The 16,155-nt window shown below is 68.7% G+C and carries 15 protein-coding genes; 13 read left to right on the plus strand and 2 right to left on the minus strand.

Going from position 1 to position 16,155, the window contains the following annotated elements; genetic code table 11:
* Positions 1-103: 103 nt before the first annotated feature.
* The 5 genes from AB0G28_RS12920 (at position 104) to AB0G28_RS12940 (ending at position 4,903) form a co-directional block, all read left to right on the plus strand.
* Positions 104-1,009: a LysR substrate-binding domain-containing protein gene (locus tag AB0G28_RS12920; RefSeq protein ID WP_361087250.1), complete on the plus strand. Its 906-nt coding sequence runs from the start codon at positions 104-106 to the stop codon at positions 1,007-1,009.
* Entirely contained in the window at positions 1,009-2,112 is a 1,104-nt protein-coding gene (locus AB0G28_RS12925; RefSeq protein ID WP_361087253.1) for an enolase C-terminal domain-like protein, read from the plus strand. Before AB0G28_RS12920 ends, AB0G28_RS12925 begins: the two co-directional genes overlap by 1 nt.
* A 26-nt stretch (positions 2,113-2,138) precedes the next feature.
* Positions 2,139-2,990 (plus strand): catechol 1,2-dioxygenase, encoded by an 852-nt coding sequence (gene catA, locus AB0G28_RS12930; protein WP_361087256.1) that lies wholly within the window; start codon positions 2,139-2,141, stop codon positions 2,988-2,990.
* Complete coding sequence (catC, locus tag AB0G28_RS12935; RefSeq protein WP_361087259.1) at positions 2,990-3,271, plus strand: muconolactone Delta-isomerase; 282 nt, start codon at positions 2,990-2,992, stop codon at positions 3,269-3,271. Before catA ends, catC begins: the two co-directional genes overlap by 1 nt.
* Positions 3,272-3,823: 552 nt before the next feature.
* The gene (locus tag AB0G28_RS12940) at positions 3,824-4,903 is read left to right on the plus strand and encodes a tartrate dehydrogenase (RefSeq protein WP_361087262.1); all 1,080 of its coding nucleotides are present in this window, start codon (positions 3,824-3,826) and stop codon (positions 4,901-4,903) included.
* Positions 4,904-5,026: 123 nt separating this feature from the next.
* Here the strand turns inward: AB0G28_RS12940 and AB0G28_RS12945 are convergent, their stop codons facing one another.
* Positions 5,027-5,731: a type 1 glutamine amidotransferase domain-containing protein gene (locus tag AB0G28_RS12945; RefSeq protein WP_361087265.1), complete on the minus strand. Its 705-nt coding sequence runs from the start codon at positions 5,729-5,731 to the stop codon at positions 5,027-5,029.
* A gap of 266 nt (positions 5,732-5,997) precedes the next feature.
* Here AB0G28_RS12945 and AB0G28_RS12950 point away from each other — a divergent pair, with 266 nt between their 5' ends.
* A complete protein-coding gene (locus AB0G28_RS12950; RefSeq protein WP_361087268.1) occupies positions 5,998-6,840 on the plus strand; it encodes a glycoside hydrolase family 16 protein in 843 nt (280 codons plus the stop codon).
* Here AB0G28_RS12950 and AB0G28_RS12955 read toward each other — a convergent pair.
* A complete protein-coding gene (locus tag AB0G28_RS12955; protein ID WP_361087271.1) occupies positions 6,837-7,862 on the minus strand; it encodes a LacI family DNA-binding transcriptional regulator in 1,026 nt (341 codons plus the stop codon). The two genes, AB0G28_RS12950 and AB0G28_RS12955, sit on opposite strands and share 4 nt — an antisense overlap.
* Positions 7,863-8,018: 156 nt before the next feature.
* On the opposite strand from AB0G28_RS12955, the gene AB0G28_RS12960 reads away from it, so the two are divergent.
* The 7 genes from AB0G28_RS12960 to AB0G28_RS12990 all read left to right on the plus strand — a co-directional run bounded on the left by AB0G28_RS12960 (position 8,019) and on the right by AB0G28_RS12990 (position 16,151).
* On the plus strand, positions 8,019-9,053 hold the full coding sequence (locus AB0G28_RS12960) for a LacI family DNA-binding transcriptional regulator (RefSeq protein WP_361087274.1): 1,035 nt from the start codon (positions 8,019-8,021) through the stop codon (positions 9,051-9,053).
* Positions 9,054-9,130: 77 nt separating this feature from the next.
* Positions 9,131-10,054 (plus strand): sugar ABC transporter permease, encoded by a 924-nt coding sequence (locus AB0G28_RS12965; protein ID WP_361087276.1) that lies wholly within the window; start codon positions 9,131-9,133, stop codon positions 10,052-10,054.
* Positions 10,044-10,883 (plus strand): carbohydrate ABC transporter permease, encoded by an 840-nt coding sequence (locus AB0G28_RS12970; RefSeq protein ID WP_361087279.1) that lies wholly within the window; start codon positions 10,044-10,046, stop codon positions 10,881-10,883. The genes AB0G28_RS12965 and AB0G28_RS12970 overlap by 11 nt, the downstream gene beginning before the upstream one ends.
* Before the next feature lie 20 nt (positions 10,884-10,903).
* Positions 10,904-12,199 carry an extracellular solute-binding protein gene (locus tag AB0G28_RS12975; RefSeq protein ID WP_361087281.1) on the plus strand — a complete coding sequence of 432 codons (1,296 nt, stop codon included), beginning with the start codon at positions 10,904-10,906 and terminating at the stop codon, positions 12,197-12,199.
* Complete coding sequence (locus AB0G28_RS12980; protein ID WP_361087284.1) at positions 12,196-13,068, plus strand: PmoA family protein; 873 nt, start codon at positions 12,196-12,198, stop codon at positions 13,066-13,068. The genes AB0G28_RS12975 and AB0G28_RS12980 overlap by 4 nt, the downstream gene beginning before the upstream one ends.
* A gap of 288 nt (positions 13,069-13,356) precedes the next feature.
* Entirely contained in the window at positions 13,357-14,325 is a 969-nt protein-coding gene (locus AB0G28_RS12985) for a glycosyl hydrolase 53 family protein (RefSeq protein WP_361087287.1), read from the plus strand.
* A complete protein-coding gene (locus AB0G28_RS12990; protein ID WP_361087289.1) occupies positions 14,322-16,151 on the plus strand; it encodes a GDSL-type esterase/lipase family protein in 1,830 nt (609 codons plus the stop codon). Before AB0G28_RS12985 ends, AB0G28_RS12990 begins: the two co-directional genes overlap by 4 nt.
* Positions 16,152-16,155 lie beyond the last annotated feature (4 nt).

A 16,155-nucleotide genomic window follows, 5' to 3' on the forward strand; every position in this document is an offset into this window, starting at 1 on the left:
ATATTTTCTGTTTATTAATCAGTCGAAACTAGGTCTTTGTCCTCGATCAGCGACGTCCCTACGGTGAGGTGATCGGCGACAAGGAACCGGGAGGAGGCTCGCCGTGGAACTGCGTCACCTGCGCTACTTCGCCGCTGTCGCCGAAACGTGCCACTTCGGCCGCGCCGCCGAGCGGCTGCACATCGCTCAGCCGGCGCTGTCGCACGCCATCCGGCAGCTGGAGGACGAGCTGGGCGTGGCCCTGCTGGCTCGCACGACCCGGCAGGTCACGCTCACTCCGGCGGGAGAGTTCTTCCTCGGCGAGGTCCGGCGAGTGCTCGCGGCCGTCGAGGCCGGGGTCCGGGGCGTCCGCCGCATCGGTGCCGGCCAGCTCGGTCTGGTCCGGATCGGCTTCACCGGGACCGCCGCGTTCTCCCATCTGCCGCACCTGGCCCGTGCGCTCGCGCAGCGGGTGCCGCAGGTCGAGCTCGAGGTCCGCGCCGACCTCTTGACGGTCGAGCAGTGCGCGCTGCTGCGTGATGGTTCGCTCGGCATCGGCGTGCTGCGCCCGCCGGTGACCGGCGACGACATCGACTACCGGGTGATCGAGGTCGAACCGCTGGTCCTCGCGGTGCCCGCCGACCACCGGCTGGCCGTGGAGCCCGTGGTCGCGATGGCCGACCTTCGGGCCGAGCCGTTCGTGACCTACGACGGGCGCAACTCCGTCGTGGACGAGGCTGTGCTGCGCAGCTGTCGGAACGCCGGGTTCACGCCGGAGCGCCGGCACGAGGCCCCGGGTACCGCGGCACTGCTCGCCCTGGTCGCCGGTGGCCTCGGCGTCGGCGTCGTGCCCGAGTCGGCCCGGTCGTTGCCGCTGGGTGGGGTCGTCTTCCGGGACCTCGCCGGCGCGGCGAGCGTCGAGCTGGCGCTGGCGTGGCACCGCGAAACCCGGTTCCCCTTGGTCGCCACCGTCCTCGCGGCACTCGAGGACGTCTTCCCGTCCGCACGGCCACCAGCAGAGGTCAGCTGATGAAGATCACCAGGGTGGAGGCGATCCCGTTCGCCATCCCCTACCGCAAACCCCTGCGCTTCGCCTCCGGTGAGGTGCACGCCGCCGAGCATGTGCTCGTCCGCGTGCACACCGACGACGGGATCGTCGGGGTCGCCGAAGCGCCGCCACGGCCCTTCACCTACGGCGAGACCCAGGCCGGGATCGTCGCCGTCATCGACTCGATCTTCGCTCCGCAGGTCGCCGGGCTCAGCCTGCTCGACCGTGAGACCGTCCACACACGACTCGAACGCACCGTCGGGAACCCGACCGCCAAATCGGCCGTCGACATGGCCATCTGGGACGCACTCGGCCGGTCCCTGGACGTCTCGGTGACCGAGCTGCTCGGCGGCTACACCGACCGCATGCGCGTGTCGCACATGCTGGGGTTCGACGAGCCCGCCGCGATGGTCGCCGAAGCCGAGAAGATGCGCGACACCTACGGCATCACCACGTTCAAGGTGAAAGTCGGCCGCCATCCGGCGTCGCTGGACACCGCCGTGGTGCGTGCCCTGCGCGAGGGCCTCGGCCCGGGAGCCGACCTCTACGTGGACGGCAACCGCGGCTGGACCGCCGCCGAATCCGCCCGCGCGATGAAGGAGATGGCCGACCTCGACCTGCTGTTCGCCGAAGAACTCTGCCCCGCCGACGATGTGCTCGGCCGTCGCTGGCTCGTGCGGCAGCTGGACGTCCCGTTCATCGCCGACGAATCCGCCGTCACCCCCGCCGACGTCACCCGCGAAATCCTCGGCGGGTCGGCCACCGCGGTCAGCATCAAGACCGCCCGCACCGGCTTCACCCGCTCGCAGCGAACCCACCACCTCGCCGAAGGGCTCGGCCTGGAAGTCGTGATGGGCAACCAGATCGACGGCCAGCTCGGCTCGCTCTGCACGGTCGCGTTCGGCGCGGCCTACGAACTGACGTCGCGCCGGGCGGGCGAGCTGTCCAACTTCCTCGACATGAGCGACGACCTGCTCACCGAACCGCTGTGCATCACCGACGGCGAACTGGCCGTCCGGCCCGGCGCCGGCCTCGGCGCCTCGATCGATCCCGAGAAACTCCGGCGTTACCGCCAGGACCGCTGACTCCCACCACGAACCAAGGAGGATCCATGACCGCCATCCACGAGACCGCCACCGCCGCGGCATCGGGCGCCAACGCCACCGAGCGCTTCAAGTCCGACAAGCTCGCCGGCGTCGCCGGCACACCGCCCGAGCGCGTCAGCCTGCTCGCCCGCGAGGTCCTGGAAGCCGTGCACGGAACGATCCGCAGGCACAAGGTCACCTACGACGAGTACAACGCACTCAAGTCGTGGCTGATCAGCGTCGGCGAGGACGGCGAGTGGCCGCTGTTCCTCGACGTGTGGGTCGAGCACGTCGTCGAAGAGGTCGCCACGGAGCACCGCGAGGGCAACAAGGGCACCATCGAAGGCCCGTACTACGTGCCCGACGCCCCCGCGCAAGGTGCTCGCGGCTCGGTTCCGATGCGGGACAACGAACCCGGCACACCGCTGACCTGGACCGGGCAGGTCAGCTCGACCCACGGCTCCGCGCTGGCCGGGGCGAAGATCGAGCTGTGGCACGCCGACGCGGACGGTTTCTATTCGCAGTTCGCACCGGGGATTCCGGAATGGAACCTGCGCGCGTCGTTCACCGCCGACGACTCCGGCCGGTTCGAGATCCACACCGTCCGCCCGGCGCCGTACCAGATCCCGACCGACGGCGCCTGCGGCAAGCTGATCGCGGCGGCCGGCTGGCACGCCTGGCGCCCGGCACACCTGCACGTCAAGGTCTCCGCACCGGCCCACGAACAGCTCACCGCCCAGCTGTACTTCCCCGGCGACGAGCACAACGACGACGACATCGCCTCGGCGGTCAAGCCCGAGCTGATGCTTTCGCCGCGTTCCGTCGACGGCGGCGAGGCCATCGAGTACGGCTTCGTCCTCGACCCCGAGCGGTCCTGATGCTGTACCACGTGCGCATGGACGTCCGCCTGCGCCCGGACCTCGGCCCGGCGGAGCGTGCCGACCTCCTTGCGCGGGAGAAGGAGTACAGCCAGAAGCTGCAGCGGGAAGGCAAGTGGCCGCAGCTATGGCGGGTCGCCGGCGAGTACGCCAACTTCTCGATCTTCGACGTCGCTGATCACGACGAGCTGCACACGCTGTTGTCGGGATTGCCGTTGTTCCCGCACATGGACATCACGGTGACCCCGCTGGCCACGCACCCGTCCAAGATCGCCGGCTGAGGCATGGGAGCCGTGCCGGAAGCCGGCGCGGCCGCGGCGACAGCCCCGCCGGCGGAAGGCGGCCGTTCACGAGCGGACAGCGAGCCGCTCCGGCAACCGGGCAGCCAGGTGGTCGACCAGCGCGCTGGTCCGCCTGGGCACGTGGACGTCATCGGCCAGGAGGGCCTAGATGTCGGCGGCCGGCGTCGGCACACCGGGGATCACCCGCACCAGGGCTCCCCTGCCGAAATAGGACCGGAGCTACCATTCCGAGAGTGCGGTGATCCCGTGGCCCGCAGTGCCCAGTCCGTCGCGACGCCGCCGTCGTCGCTCGACAGGCTGCCGTGCACCCGTCCCTTGCGGGGGCTGGGCGACGCCACCGAAGCGCCACAGTGCGAAGTCGCCTCGTTCTCCCTGATAGGGACGGTGCGGCGCACGGCACCCGGCGGTTGTGCGCCAGTCGGCGCATCCAGAGCGTGGACCGAGCCGTTCTTCGAGGGCTTTCAGGCGTTTGCCGACCACCGGGAGTGAGCGTCCAGCTCGCGCGCGCCGCCGTGAGCGAAGGAGGATGTTGTGAACCACCGCTACCGCGTCGCGGTCGTCCCCGGCGACGGCATCGGGCGCGAGGTCGTCCCGGAAGGCCTGCGCTGCCTGCGAGCCGCGGCCGAAGTGCACGGCTTCGGGCTCGAGACCACCGAGTTCGGCTTCGCTTCCGCCGAATACTGGCTGGAGCACGGCGAGATGCTGCCGCCGAACTGGCGTGACGTCCTTGCCGGCTTCGACGCGATCTTCTTCGGCGCGGTCGGATGGCCGGACGTGGTGCCCGACCACGTGTCCCTCTGGGGAAGCCTGCTGAAGTTCCGCCGCGGCTTCGACCAGTACGTCAACCTGCGACCGGTCCGGCTGCTGCGCGGCGTCCGCGGCCCGCTGCGTGGCCACAGGCCGGGCGACATCGACTTCCTCGTCGTCCGCGAGAACACCGAAGGCGAGTACTCCAGCATCGGCGGCCGGATCTTCGAAGGCACCGACCGGGAGACCGTGCTGCAAGAGACGGTGATGACCCGCACGGGTGTGGACCGCGTATTGCGGTACGCCTTCGACCTCGCCGCCGCCCGCCCGCGCAAGCACCTGACGTGGGCGACCAAGAGCAACGGGATCTCCATCTCGATGCCGTACTGGGACGAGCGCGCGGCCGCGATGGCCGCACGGTACCCGGGAGTCACCGCGGACAAGGACCACATCGACATCCTCGCGGCCAAGTTCGTGCTGAGCCCGCGGGCCTACGACGTCGTCGTGGCCAGCAACCTCTTCGGCGACATCCTGTCCGACCTCGGACCCGCGTGCACCGGCACGATCGGGATCGCCCCGAGCGCCAACATCAACCCGGACCGCACCTGGCCGAGCTTGTTCGAGCCGGTCCACGGCTCGGCGCCCGACATCGCCGGGCGTGGGATCGCCAACCCCGTCGGGCAGATCTGGAGCGGTGCGATGATGCTCGACCACCTCGGCGAACCCGTCGCCGCCGCCCGGGTCGTCGCCGCGATCGAAAGCGTGCTCGATGAGCAGCCGGACGTGCTCACCCCCGACCTCGGCGGCCCGGGGACGACCGCCGGCCTCGGTGCGGCGATCGCCGCGCGGATCGCCGCCGGGTAGCGGGTGACCGCGCGACCTGCTTCGACCTGGTCGGCAGCCGGTCCGCGTGCGCTGAAGGGGCTTTCCTTGTCGGCTGGGAGGTCGGCCCGACGTTGTTCGACTTCGGCGGCCGGACGCGAGCGATCACCGAATGGCTGCTGTGACGATCGTGTTCGCCAGCTCTACCGAGGAGAAGGGGTTCTGCCCGGTGTAGAGGTTGCGGTCGACCACGACGTGGGACGACCACGGGGCCGCCGCGACGAAATCCGCTCCCAGGGCGCGGAGACGGTCCTCGACCAGCCACGGGGCCTTGTCCCCGAAGCCGTTCGCCGCTTCTTCGGCGTTGGTGAACGAAGTCATGCGGTAACCCGCGAACGGCCACGCGCCGTCCGGCCGCTCGGCTGCGAGCAGGGCGGCAGGAGCGTGGCAAAGGACTCCGAGGATCTTGCCGGCATCGAGGGCCGAGGTCAGGATCCGCCCGGTGGCGGGCGAGACGGCGAGGTCTTCCATGGGGCCGTGCCCGCCGGGGACGAACACCAGGTCGTAGTCCGCCGCGTGCACGTCTTCGAGCCGGGCGGGGTGGTCGAGTTCGGCCTTGATGCCGTCGAGGTACTCGCTGATCCGGCGGGCGCGCCGCTCGTCGCCGCCGTTGCCCGCCGCGGACAGGCTCGTGCGATCCACTGTGGGCGCTGCGCCGCCCGGGGTGGCGATCGTGATCGTGAAACCCGCTTCGCGGAAGATCCGGTGCGGCTCCGCCAATTCCTCCGCCCAGTAGCCGGTCGGGTGCTTGGTGCCGTCGGTCAAGGTCCAGTGGTCTGCTCCGGTGACCACGAAGAGCGCCTCGGTCATGTGCCCTGCCTTCCCGCCCGGTGTCGATCTTGCTCCCGCATCGTACGGGGCAACTCGGACGGTTGCAGGGCTAGTCGACCCGAAATGTTGGAAAACGCGTTCCGAAAAGGCGTCGACCGCCGATGGCTCCTATAACGATGTTTTACCAGGTGGCTCGATCGGAGGGTTGTTGTCGATCGACGTCTTGCGGCATCATGGTCCAGCGAATCGGAAAACGCTTTCCAAGGCTGTGGAGCGACCGGACGGGCGGGAGAACCATGACAGGCATGCGAAGCTTCACTGGAAGAGCCGCCGTCTGGCCGGCGTTGGCCGCCGCGGTGCTGGCCTGCGTCGGCCTCGCTCCGGCCGCCCAGGCGGCGGACACGCCGCCGAATCCGCTGGACAAGGCGGGGTGGGTGCTCGATCGGCACGACGAGTTCAACGGCAGCCTCGATCCGAACCTGTGGATCACGAACTACTTGGAATCACGCACGCCGGAATGGCGCTCCCGGGCCCGGTACGGCTTCCGCAACGGTGCCCTCGTGCTGCGGATCGACGACGACCAGCCGACCTACTACGCCGGCGATCCGATGAAGGTCTCCAGCATCCAGACCGGGCAGCGGACCGGCCTGCACAAGACGTCTCCGCAAGACCACACGATCCCCACCATCTGGAAGTACGCCCCCAAGTACGGCTACTTCGAGATCCGCGGCAAGACCTCCGCGAGGAGCGGTCTCCACGCCGCGTTCTGGACGGTCGGGAAGCAGGACACGGCGACCCAGAACGCCGAAGTGGACATCATGGAACACCCGGGACGCACTCCGCGCAACTTCAACTTCAGCCTGCACAAGTGGTCCGATCCGGCGGTCCCGGAGGTCGACAACTCGATCGGGACCGGCTTCGACCTGGCCGGCGGGATGCACATCTACGGGCTCGAGTGGACGCCGACGCAGCTCAAGCTTTACGTCGACAACAGGCTCACGAAGACAATCAACGCGTCCCCGGCCTACGCCTCGGTGTTCCTGCTCGGTATCTACGAGAACGCGGGGTGGACGGGAACCGTGGATCCGAAGGATCCGCGCCCCAAGGAATTCGTGGTCGACTACTTCCGGGCGTACCACAAAGCTTAACCGCGTCGGGGAGTGCTTTCCCGCAGGACGACGCTCGTCGGCAGCCACACCAGCTCGGGTTCCTCGTTGTCGGCCAAGGCGAGCTCGATGGCGCGCAGGCCCATCCCCTGCGTGGGCACGGCGACGGTGGTCAGGGCGGGGTCGACGTCAGTGGCCGCGGTGATGTCGTCGAACCCTGCCACGGCGAGGTCGCGACCGGGGACGAGGCTCGCGTCACGCAGCGCTCGCATGGCGCCGATCGCCATGACGTCGTTTACCGCGAACACCAGCTCGATGTCGTCCTTGCCGCGGCCGAGCAGGCTGGTCATGGCGGAGTGGCCGCCGTCTTCGGTGAAGTCGGCTTCGATCGTGGCGAGCACTTCGATCCCGGCGCGGGCCAGCCCGGCGGCGAACCCGTCCGCGCGGTCGTGGGACGTGCGGAGGGCGTCCGGTCCTCGTAGGACGGCGAATCGCCGGTACCCGTGCGCGACCAGCGCGTCCGCCAGTGCCTCAGCGCCTGCGTGGTTGTCGATCGTGACGGTTCCGTACGGCAGCCCTGGCTGGCTCACCACTGCTACGCGCCCGCCCGCGGCTCGGTACGTCCCCAGTTCCCCGGCCAGCGTCTTCTGGTCATCGCCGATGCGGCTGCCGGCGAGCACGATCGCGTGGGGCCGGTGGCCACGCAGGATCGAGACGATCTCCAGTTCCCGCTCCGGCGACCGGCCCGTGACCGCCATGGTCACGGTCAGCCCCGCCGCCTCGGCGCCTTCCACGATCCCGGCGGCGATGGAGGAGAAGTACGGGTCGGCGATGTCGTGCACGATCAGCGCGACCGTCTTCGTCGACCCCCGGGCGGTGGCTTGCGCAGAGAGGTTCGGCGCGTAGCCGAGCCGCTCCGCAGCTTCGAGCACGAGGGCCAGCTTCTCCGCGCTCACAGTGCGGGTACTGCCATTGAGCGCGCGCGACGCCGTGGCCGCCGACACGCCTGCTTCCCTGGCGACGTCCAGCAGGGTGGGGGAGGAGCCGGTGTCTTGCTCGGTCATGCGGGGCGAACTCTCTTCCCTGGATCCTCAGAGATGTGGAATACGTTTTCCGTCAGTGATGCTACGGTGTCGTGCGGAGCACCGCGTGTTTCCATCTTCTGGCATGCTCCGGGACAACGGAAAGCCGGACGTCGGCGCGTGCGAAGTGGGGTGGGGATGCCGCATCCGGCACGGGACACCGTGACGCTGCACGACGTGGCGGCGGCCGCCGGGGTGTCGCTGGCGACCGCCTCGCGGGTGCTGGGCGCCAGCTCGCGGACCGTCGCGCCCGAGTACCGGGAGCGCGTGCTGGCCGCCGCCGAGCGGCTGCGGTACACCGCTGACGCGTCCGCGCGGGCGATGCGGGGGACCAGTGGGTCGCTGGCCCTCGTCGCCGACGACCTCACCACGCCGTCGATCGCCATCATGGTGTCGGCGATGGAGCGGGAGGCCAGTACCACCGGCGCGTTCGTCACGGTGTCGGCGACCCACGGCGATCCCGGGCGCCAGCTCGAGACCATCCGCCACGTCCGGGCGCTGCGGCCGCGTGCGCTGGTCCTCACCTCCGGCCGGGTCGCCGCCGACGCGCTGTCCGGCCGGCTCCTCGAAGAACTGCGCGCCTACGAGCGCGACGGGGGACGGGTGGTGGTCGTCGGCGATACGGACCTGCCGTTCCACTCGGTCGGTTTCGACAACCGGGGCGCCGCTCGCCGCCTCGGCGAGTTCGTGGCCGAGACGGGACACCGGCGCATCGCGATCATCGCGGGCGCCCGGGAGGAGGCCGCACCGGCTGCCCGAACCGCCGGGTTCGTCGACGGCCTCCTGGCCGGCGGTGTCGCGGCGGCCGACGTGCGGATCGCGTACTGCGCGGTGAGCCGGGAGGGCGGGCTCGAGGCGGGCAGGCGGCTGGTCGCCGAGGGGCTCGCCGGAACCGACGCCGTGGTCGCGGCGAACGACCTGATCGCGGTCGGCGCGCTCCGGGCATTCCGCGAGGCCGGCGTGGCGGTGCCGGACGACGTGTCGCTGACCGGGTTCGACGACATCCGGCTGGCGGTCAACGTCACACCGAGGCTCACCACCGTGGCGCTACCGCTCGCCTACGCCGGCGCGGAGGCGATCCGCCTCGCGCTGGGCGAACCCGGCGCGGTCACCCATGTGACCGTCGAAGGACGCTTGGTGGTCCGGGACAGCACCGCCGAACGCGCCGGTTGATCAGCTCTTGACGGCCGGAGTGTCGCGCGCCACACTTCAGGAATGCGTTTTCCGGGTCTCGACGAGGAGACGGCGGCGTGAGTACCCTCGACGAACTCCGCGGACTGCGTCGCCGCGGCGTGCGGGCCTCCCGGCGGAACAACAAGGCGGCGTTCTGGTTTCTGCTGCCGTGGTTCGCCGGGCTGGTGTTCTTCACCGCCGGGCCGATCGCGGCGTCCCTCGGGCTCGGGTTCACCAAGTACAACCTGATCCAGCCGCCCCGGTTCATCGGGCTCGGCAATTTCGCCCGGATCTTCACCGACGAGCGGCTGCACAACGCGCTGGGCGTGACCTTCACCTACGTCCTCGTGTCGGTGCCGCTGCAACTGGCGTGCGCACTCGGTGTCGCCCTGCTGCTGGACCGGGGCATGCGCGGTCTGGCGTTCTACCGGTCGGCGTTCTACCTGCCCTCGCTGCTCGGGTCGAGCGTGGCGATCGCGGTGCTGTGGCGGCAGATCTTCGGTACCGAGGGCCTGGTGAACCGCGTGCTCGGCCTCTTCGGCATCAGCGGGCACGGGTGGATCTCCGACCCGGATTCGGCGTTGTCGACGCTGATTGTGCTCAACGTGTGGACCTTCGGTGCGCCGATGGTCATCTTCCTGGCCGGCCTGCGGCAGATCCCGGCGATGTACTACGAGGCCGCGTCCATTGACGGCGCGGGCCGGTGGACGCGGTTCCGGCGGATCACGCTGCCGCTGCTGTCGCCGATCGTCTTCTTCAATCTGGTGTTGCAGATGATCCACGCGTTCCAGTCGTTCACCCAGGCGTTCGTCGTCTCCGGTGGCACCGGTGGTCCCTCGGATTCCACCATGCTCTACACGCTGTACCTGTACCAGCAGGGTTTCGCGCGCTTCGACATGGGTTACGCCTCGGCGCTGGCGTGGTCGCTGCTGCTGATGATCGCCGGAATCACCGGCGTCAATTTCTGGGCGTCGAGGTTCTGGGTGTTCTATGACGACTGAAATCGCGCGCCTGCGGACCGCAGGCAAGCACCTCGGCCTGCTGCTGGCCGGGGTGGTCATGCTGTATCCGGTGCTGTGGATGGTCATCAGCTCGCTGCGGCCGAACGACGAGATCTTCCGCAGCGCCGGCCTGGTGCTGGACCACCTGCGGGTGCAGAACTACGCCGACGGCTGGACCGCGCTGGCGTCACCGTTCGGGCACTACCTGGTCAACTCGGCCATCGTGGTGCTGGGCTGCATCCTCGGGAACCTGGTGTCGTGCTCCATGGCCGCCTACGCCTTCGCGCGCCTGGAGTTCACCGGCAAGCGGTGGTGGTTCGCCGTCATGCTCGGCACGATCATGCTGCCGGTGCACGTGATCATCGTGCCGCAGTACATCCTGTTCTCCCAGCTGGGCTGGGTGAACACGTTCCTGCCGCTGATCGTGCCGAAGGTGCTGGCCACCGACGCGTTCTTCGTCTTCCTCATGGTGCAGTTCATCCGCGGGCTGCCTCGCGAGCTGGACGAGGCCGCCCGGATCGACGGCTGCGGGCACCCCCGGATCTTCCTGCGGATCATCCTGCCGCTGATGAAACCGGCGCTGGCCACCACGACGATCTTCACGTTCATCTGGACCTGGAACGACTTCTTCAGCCAGCTGATCTACCTGACCGACCCGCAGATGTACACGGTGCCGGTCGCCCTGCGCTCGTTCGTCGACGCCACGTCGACCACCTCGTGGGGCTCGCTGTTCGCGATGAGCGTCCTCTCCCTCCTCCCCATCTTCCTGGCCTTCCTCTTCGGACAGCGCTACCTCGTCCGCGGAATCGCCACGACCGGGGGCAAGTAACTCGGAAAGGAAACAAGGCCATGCGGACGAGACACCTCGTGTGGGCGGTCCTGCTGACGATGACCGCGTCCCTGCCGGTGGCCTGCTCGTCCTCCTCCGGCGGGGGTAACGAGCTGTCGGCGGGGCCGGTGACGCTGCGCTTCTCCTGGTGGGGCGCCGACGACCGGCACAAGCGGACCCAGCGGGTGATCGAGCTGTTCCAGAAGAAGCATCCGAACATCACCGTGCGCGGGGAGTTCAAGGACTGGAACAGCTACTGGGACAGCCTGGCCACCACCGTCGCCGCGAACGACGCGCCGGACGTCATCCAGATGGACGAGCTCTACCTCGCCTCCTACGCCCAGCGCGGCGCGCTGCTGGACCTGAACACAGAGAAGACACATCTGAACACCGGCGACTTCGACGCCAAGGCACTGGCCACCGGTGCGATCGAAGGACAGCAGTACGGCCTGCCGGTGGGCCTCGGCTCCTACGCGCTGGTGGCGAACACCGACCTCCTGGCCAAGTACCACGTGCCACTCCCGGACGACGCCACCTGGTCGTGGGACGACCTGAAGACGGTGGGCGAGCAGGTGTCGAAGGCCGGTGGCGGCTCGGTGTGGGGCGTGCAGTCGCCGGGCTTCAGCGATGCCGGCGGACTGCAGATCTGGGCCCGGCAGGCAGGCGGGTCCTTGTTCGACGACAAGGGCAACGTCGCCATCCGGCCCGAAGTTCTCACCCGCTACTTCACCTACCTGCTGGACCTGGCCCACGGCGGAGCCGCACCGCCGCCCTCGGTCACCATCGAGAAGGCAGGCGGAACGCTCAGCCAGACGGCTGTGGCCACCAACGCCACCGCGTTCGGCTTCTGCTGGAACACCCAGCTGACCGCGCTTTCGGCGGCCAGCGGCCAGAAACTGAAGCTGCTCAAGCTGCCCGGTGAGGCCAAGACGCCCGCCACGTACTACAAGCCATCGATGTTCTGGTCGGTCTCGGCGCGGTCCCAGCACCCGGCGGAGGCCGCGCTGCTGCTGGACTTCCTGGCCAATGACCCGGACGCGGCGAAGATCATGCTGACCGACCGCGGCGTCCCGGCCAACACGAAGATCCGCTCGGGCATCGGCGGCACCCTCAAACCCACCGACAAGGCGGCGGCCGACTTCCTGAACCAGCTCAAGGTCACCGACCCGCCGCAGGTCACGCCCAACGGCGCGAGCACCGTCGAGACGATCCTCAAGCGACACGCCGAAGACGTCCTGTTCACCCGAGCGACGCCGGACGCGGCCGCCAAGGCGTTCATCACCGAACTGCAGGCCGACGTCGACGCGGCCCGATGATTCCCGAAATCGTCCCCGCCGGGGACGCCGTCGCGGTGCGGGCCGCGGGTGTGGAGCTATTCCGTTACGTCGTGCAGTCCGCGGCCACGGCGTTCGAGGGTCCGAAGCCGTACCTGCATCCGGTGCGGACGCTCGCGGGCGACGTCGTGACGGCCTACCGGCCGCACGACCACCGGTGGCACAAGGGCATCCAGATGACCGCCACCGACGTTTCCGGGCAGAACTTCTGGGGCGGCGTGACCTACGTGCGGGACCGCGGTTACGTCGATCTGCCGAACGTCGGCACCATGCGGCACGAGGACCTCGTGCCGCAAAGCACCGGCTTCGCCGAAAAGCTGACCTGGCACACCCAGGCGGGTGAGCATTGGGTGGACGAAATCCGGGAGCTGGCCGTCCAGGACGTCGACGGCGACTCGTGGGCCCTGCGGTTCGGCACCGAGCTGACGAACGTCCGCGGCGGGCCGCTCGTCTTCGGCAGCCCGACGACGAGCGGGCGGGACCTGGCCGGCTACACCGGGCTGTTCTGGCGTGGGCCGAGGGAGTTCACCGGTGGGGAGGTCATCGCCGCGAACGGGCAGGGTGGTCCGGAGATGATGGGCGAGGAAGCACCGTGGCTGGCCTACGTCGGGCACCACGACGAAGTGGACCGGGCTTCGACGCTGGTGTTCCTCGACCACCCCGGCAACGAGGTCACCCGCTGGTTCGTGCGTACCACCCCGTTCCCCGCGGTGAACCCGTCGTTCGCGTTCTTCGACAAGCTCGTTCTCGAGGCGGGGGAGACCCTGCGCCTGCGCTACCGCGTTGTGGTGGGGAACGGCGCGTGGGATCGGGCGCGCATCGAGTCCTATGTGGAGTTACATCCCTGGTGAGTCGCGGCGGGTGAGGCGTCGGTGCCGGAATTGGTCGTCACTATTCGACTGCTTCGACGGAAAATGCGCGTAAATAGCCTCATTTGAGGTCTTGTCAGAAGCGAGGATATGAGGTTCCATCTTTACCAGTACCGCGCACACGTTGTGAACGTTCAATTTCGGCCCCCGCGCGGCTCGTCGTCGATCAAAGGAGATCGAATGACCGAATATGGAAAAGTCTCTCTGACTGACCAGCCGGAAATCGCATCGACGCGGCTGGGGCGCCGTAGTGTGCTGCTCGGTGCGGCCGTGGGTGTGGGCGCGCTCGCCTTGGGCGCCGCGACACCGGCGAATGCGGCGGCCGCCTTCTTCAAGGGGGCCGACATCAGCTGGGCGCCACAGATGGAAGCCCGTGGCTACACGTGGAAGAACGCCTCCGGGCAGAGCCAGGACCTGCTGACCATCCTCAAGGGATACGGCATCAACGCCATCCGGTTGCGCACGTTCGTCAACCCCTCGAACAGTTCGACCGACGGCCACTGCAGTATCAACGAGGTCGCCGCGCTGGCCAAGCGGGTCAAGGCCGCGGGCATGTCCATCATGCTGGACTACATGTTCGGCGACACCTGGAACTCCGTCGGCGTGCAGAACCCGCCCGCGGCGTGGAAGAACATGAGCTACAACCAGATGCTGAGCGCCATGAACTCCTACGTCAACCAGACGATGAACGTCATGAAGAGCAACGACGTCCTGCCGGCGTGGGTGCAGATCGGCAACGAGATCAACAGCGGCATCTGCCGCCCGGTCGGCGGCGTTTCCAACCCCGCCCAGATGACCGGCCTGCTCAACGCCGCCTACAACCAGGTCAAGCAGGTGTCGCCGAGCACGACCGTGTGCATCCACCTCGCCCAGCCCCAGAAGTACGACTCGATGCAGACCTTCTTCAGCCGGTACGCCGGCAACGGCGGCAAGTGGGACATGTCCGTGTTCTCCTCCTACGGCAGCGCGAGCCTGGCCGCCGGCATCGTCGGGAACATGAAGAAGATCTCCGACGCCTATCACAAGCCGTTCATGCAGAGCGAATTCGGTGGTCCCGTCAGCAAGGTCTCAGCCACCAAGGCCTCACTGGTCGCCTACCTCGCCGCGCTCAAGAACAACGGCGGCCAAGGCCTCTTCTACTGGGAGCCCGAGGGCTACTCACCGTTCACCGGCTACGCCAACGTCGCCTGGGACGCCGCCACCCGCCGGCCCACTGCCATCATGGACGGGTTCCGGTGAGCCTCACGACACGGATAGCCGTGCTGCTCGTGGCCGGGCTCGTCGTGACCGAGGGGGCAGCCGGCGCCGCCACACCGACCGCTGTCGACTACTCCTTCAACGTCGCGCCCGGCGACTACGAGGTCACGGTGAACTTGGGCAGCGCGAGCCAGGCCGCGCAGACCGGTGTTCAGGTCGAGGCACGTCGCACGATGCTCGCGCCGGTGAGCACCCGCGCGGGGGAGTTCCGCCGGGAAGTGCTGGCGGTGAACGTGCGCAGCCCGGAAAGCATGCCCACCGGGGAGGAAGGAACGGGAACGCCCGACTTGCAGGTTCACCTCACCGGAAGCCACCCGGCTGCCTCGAACGTGTCGGTGGCTCCCGTGCGCCGGCCGCGGCTGTTCGTGGTGAGCGACTCCACCGCGTCGGACTGGCTCAAGGGCCCGAAGCGGGGCTGGGCGCAGGAACTGCCCCAGCTGCTCCAGCCGGGAATCGTGGTCGCCAACTACGCGGACTCGGGCGAGAGCACCGTGAGCTGGCTGAGCAACCTCCGGCTGTTCGCCACCGTGAAGCCGTTGATCCAGCGGGGCGACGAAGTGCTGATCCAGCTGGCGCACAACGACAAAACCACCACCGAGAGCACGTTCCGGGCCAATCTGGGCAAGCTTGTCGACGGCGTCCGCCAACGTGGCGGGTTGCCGGTCCTGGTCACCCCGCCGGTTCGGCACCTGTTCGGGGCGAACGGCAAGCTCACCCCGACCGGCCTGGTGGTCAACACCCTCGGCGTCGACCTGCCCGCGGTCATCCGCGACGTCGCCGGCAAGCTGGGCGCGCCGTTGATCGACCTCACCGCGCGCAGCCAGGCCCTCCTGGAGAAGCTTGGAGAAAGCGCTTCCTGGCCGTTGTACCTGACGGTCCAGCACGACGGGGTCCAGGACTCGACGCACTTCTCCGAGTACGGCGGAACGGTCATGGCGGGCCTCGTGACCAAGGGGATCGCCGACGCTCACTTGCCCGCCGCCGCGTTCCTGCGGATGTCGGCCGGTGCCGTACCGGCGGTCGCGAAGCCGCCTGGCACCGTCGCTCCGAGTTGCTTGGCGCAGCCGGCGAGAGCGGACGCGACGGCCGCCGCGACGGTCAAGGTGTGGCTCGCCGGTGACTCGACCATGGCGGATCCGAAGTCCTCGTGCCCGGTCGGCTGGGGCAGCAGGTTCGATGCGTTGTTCAACGACCAGGTGACCGTGGTCAACAAGGCCGTGTCGGGCCGCAGCATCCAGACGTGGCTGTACGAGTCGAACGTGACCGGCACCAAGAACTCCGCCGGTGAATGCGTGGTGAGCCCGAACGCGTTCGCTCAGCGGTGGCTGGACATGCTCGATCCCGCGAAAGGGATGCAGTCCGGCGACTACCTGGTCATCCAGTTCGGCATCAACGACGGCGATGCGAGCTGCCCGCGACACGTCGGCCCGGCACGCTACCAGAGCCTGCTCACCACGATGGCCAACGCGGCGAAGAGCCGAGGTGTCCAGCCCGTCCTGCTGACCCCGGTTGCGGCCATCACCTGCAGCGGAAGCACCGCGGTCGGAAACCGGGGATTCCTCACCCAGACGACGGCCGCGGGCACCGCCACCGGCGCACCCGTGATCGACCTGCACAAGCTGAGCTACACCCTCTACAACACACTCAAACTGTGCCCCAACGACGGCGACTACAGCAAAGGTGCCGTAGGGGCGTTCTTCTGCAACGACCACACGCACTTCGAGGCCGCGGGCGCGGACCGGATCGCGCGGGTCGTGGCGAAGGCGCTGCGCGACCAGAAGATCGGCCTGGCCGGTTACCTCAGGTAGCCGG

Source organism: Amycolatopsis sp. NPDC021455, from assembly GCF_040640995.1.
GTDB lineage: Bacteria > Actinomycetota > Actinomycetes > Mycobacteriales > Pseudonocardiaceae > Amycolatopsis.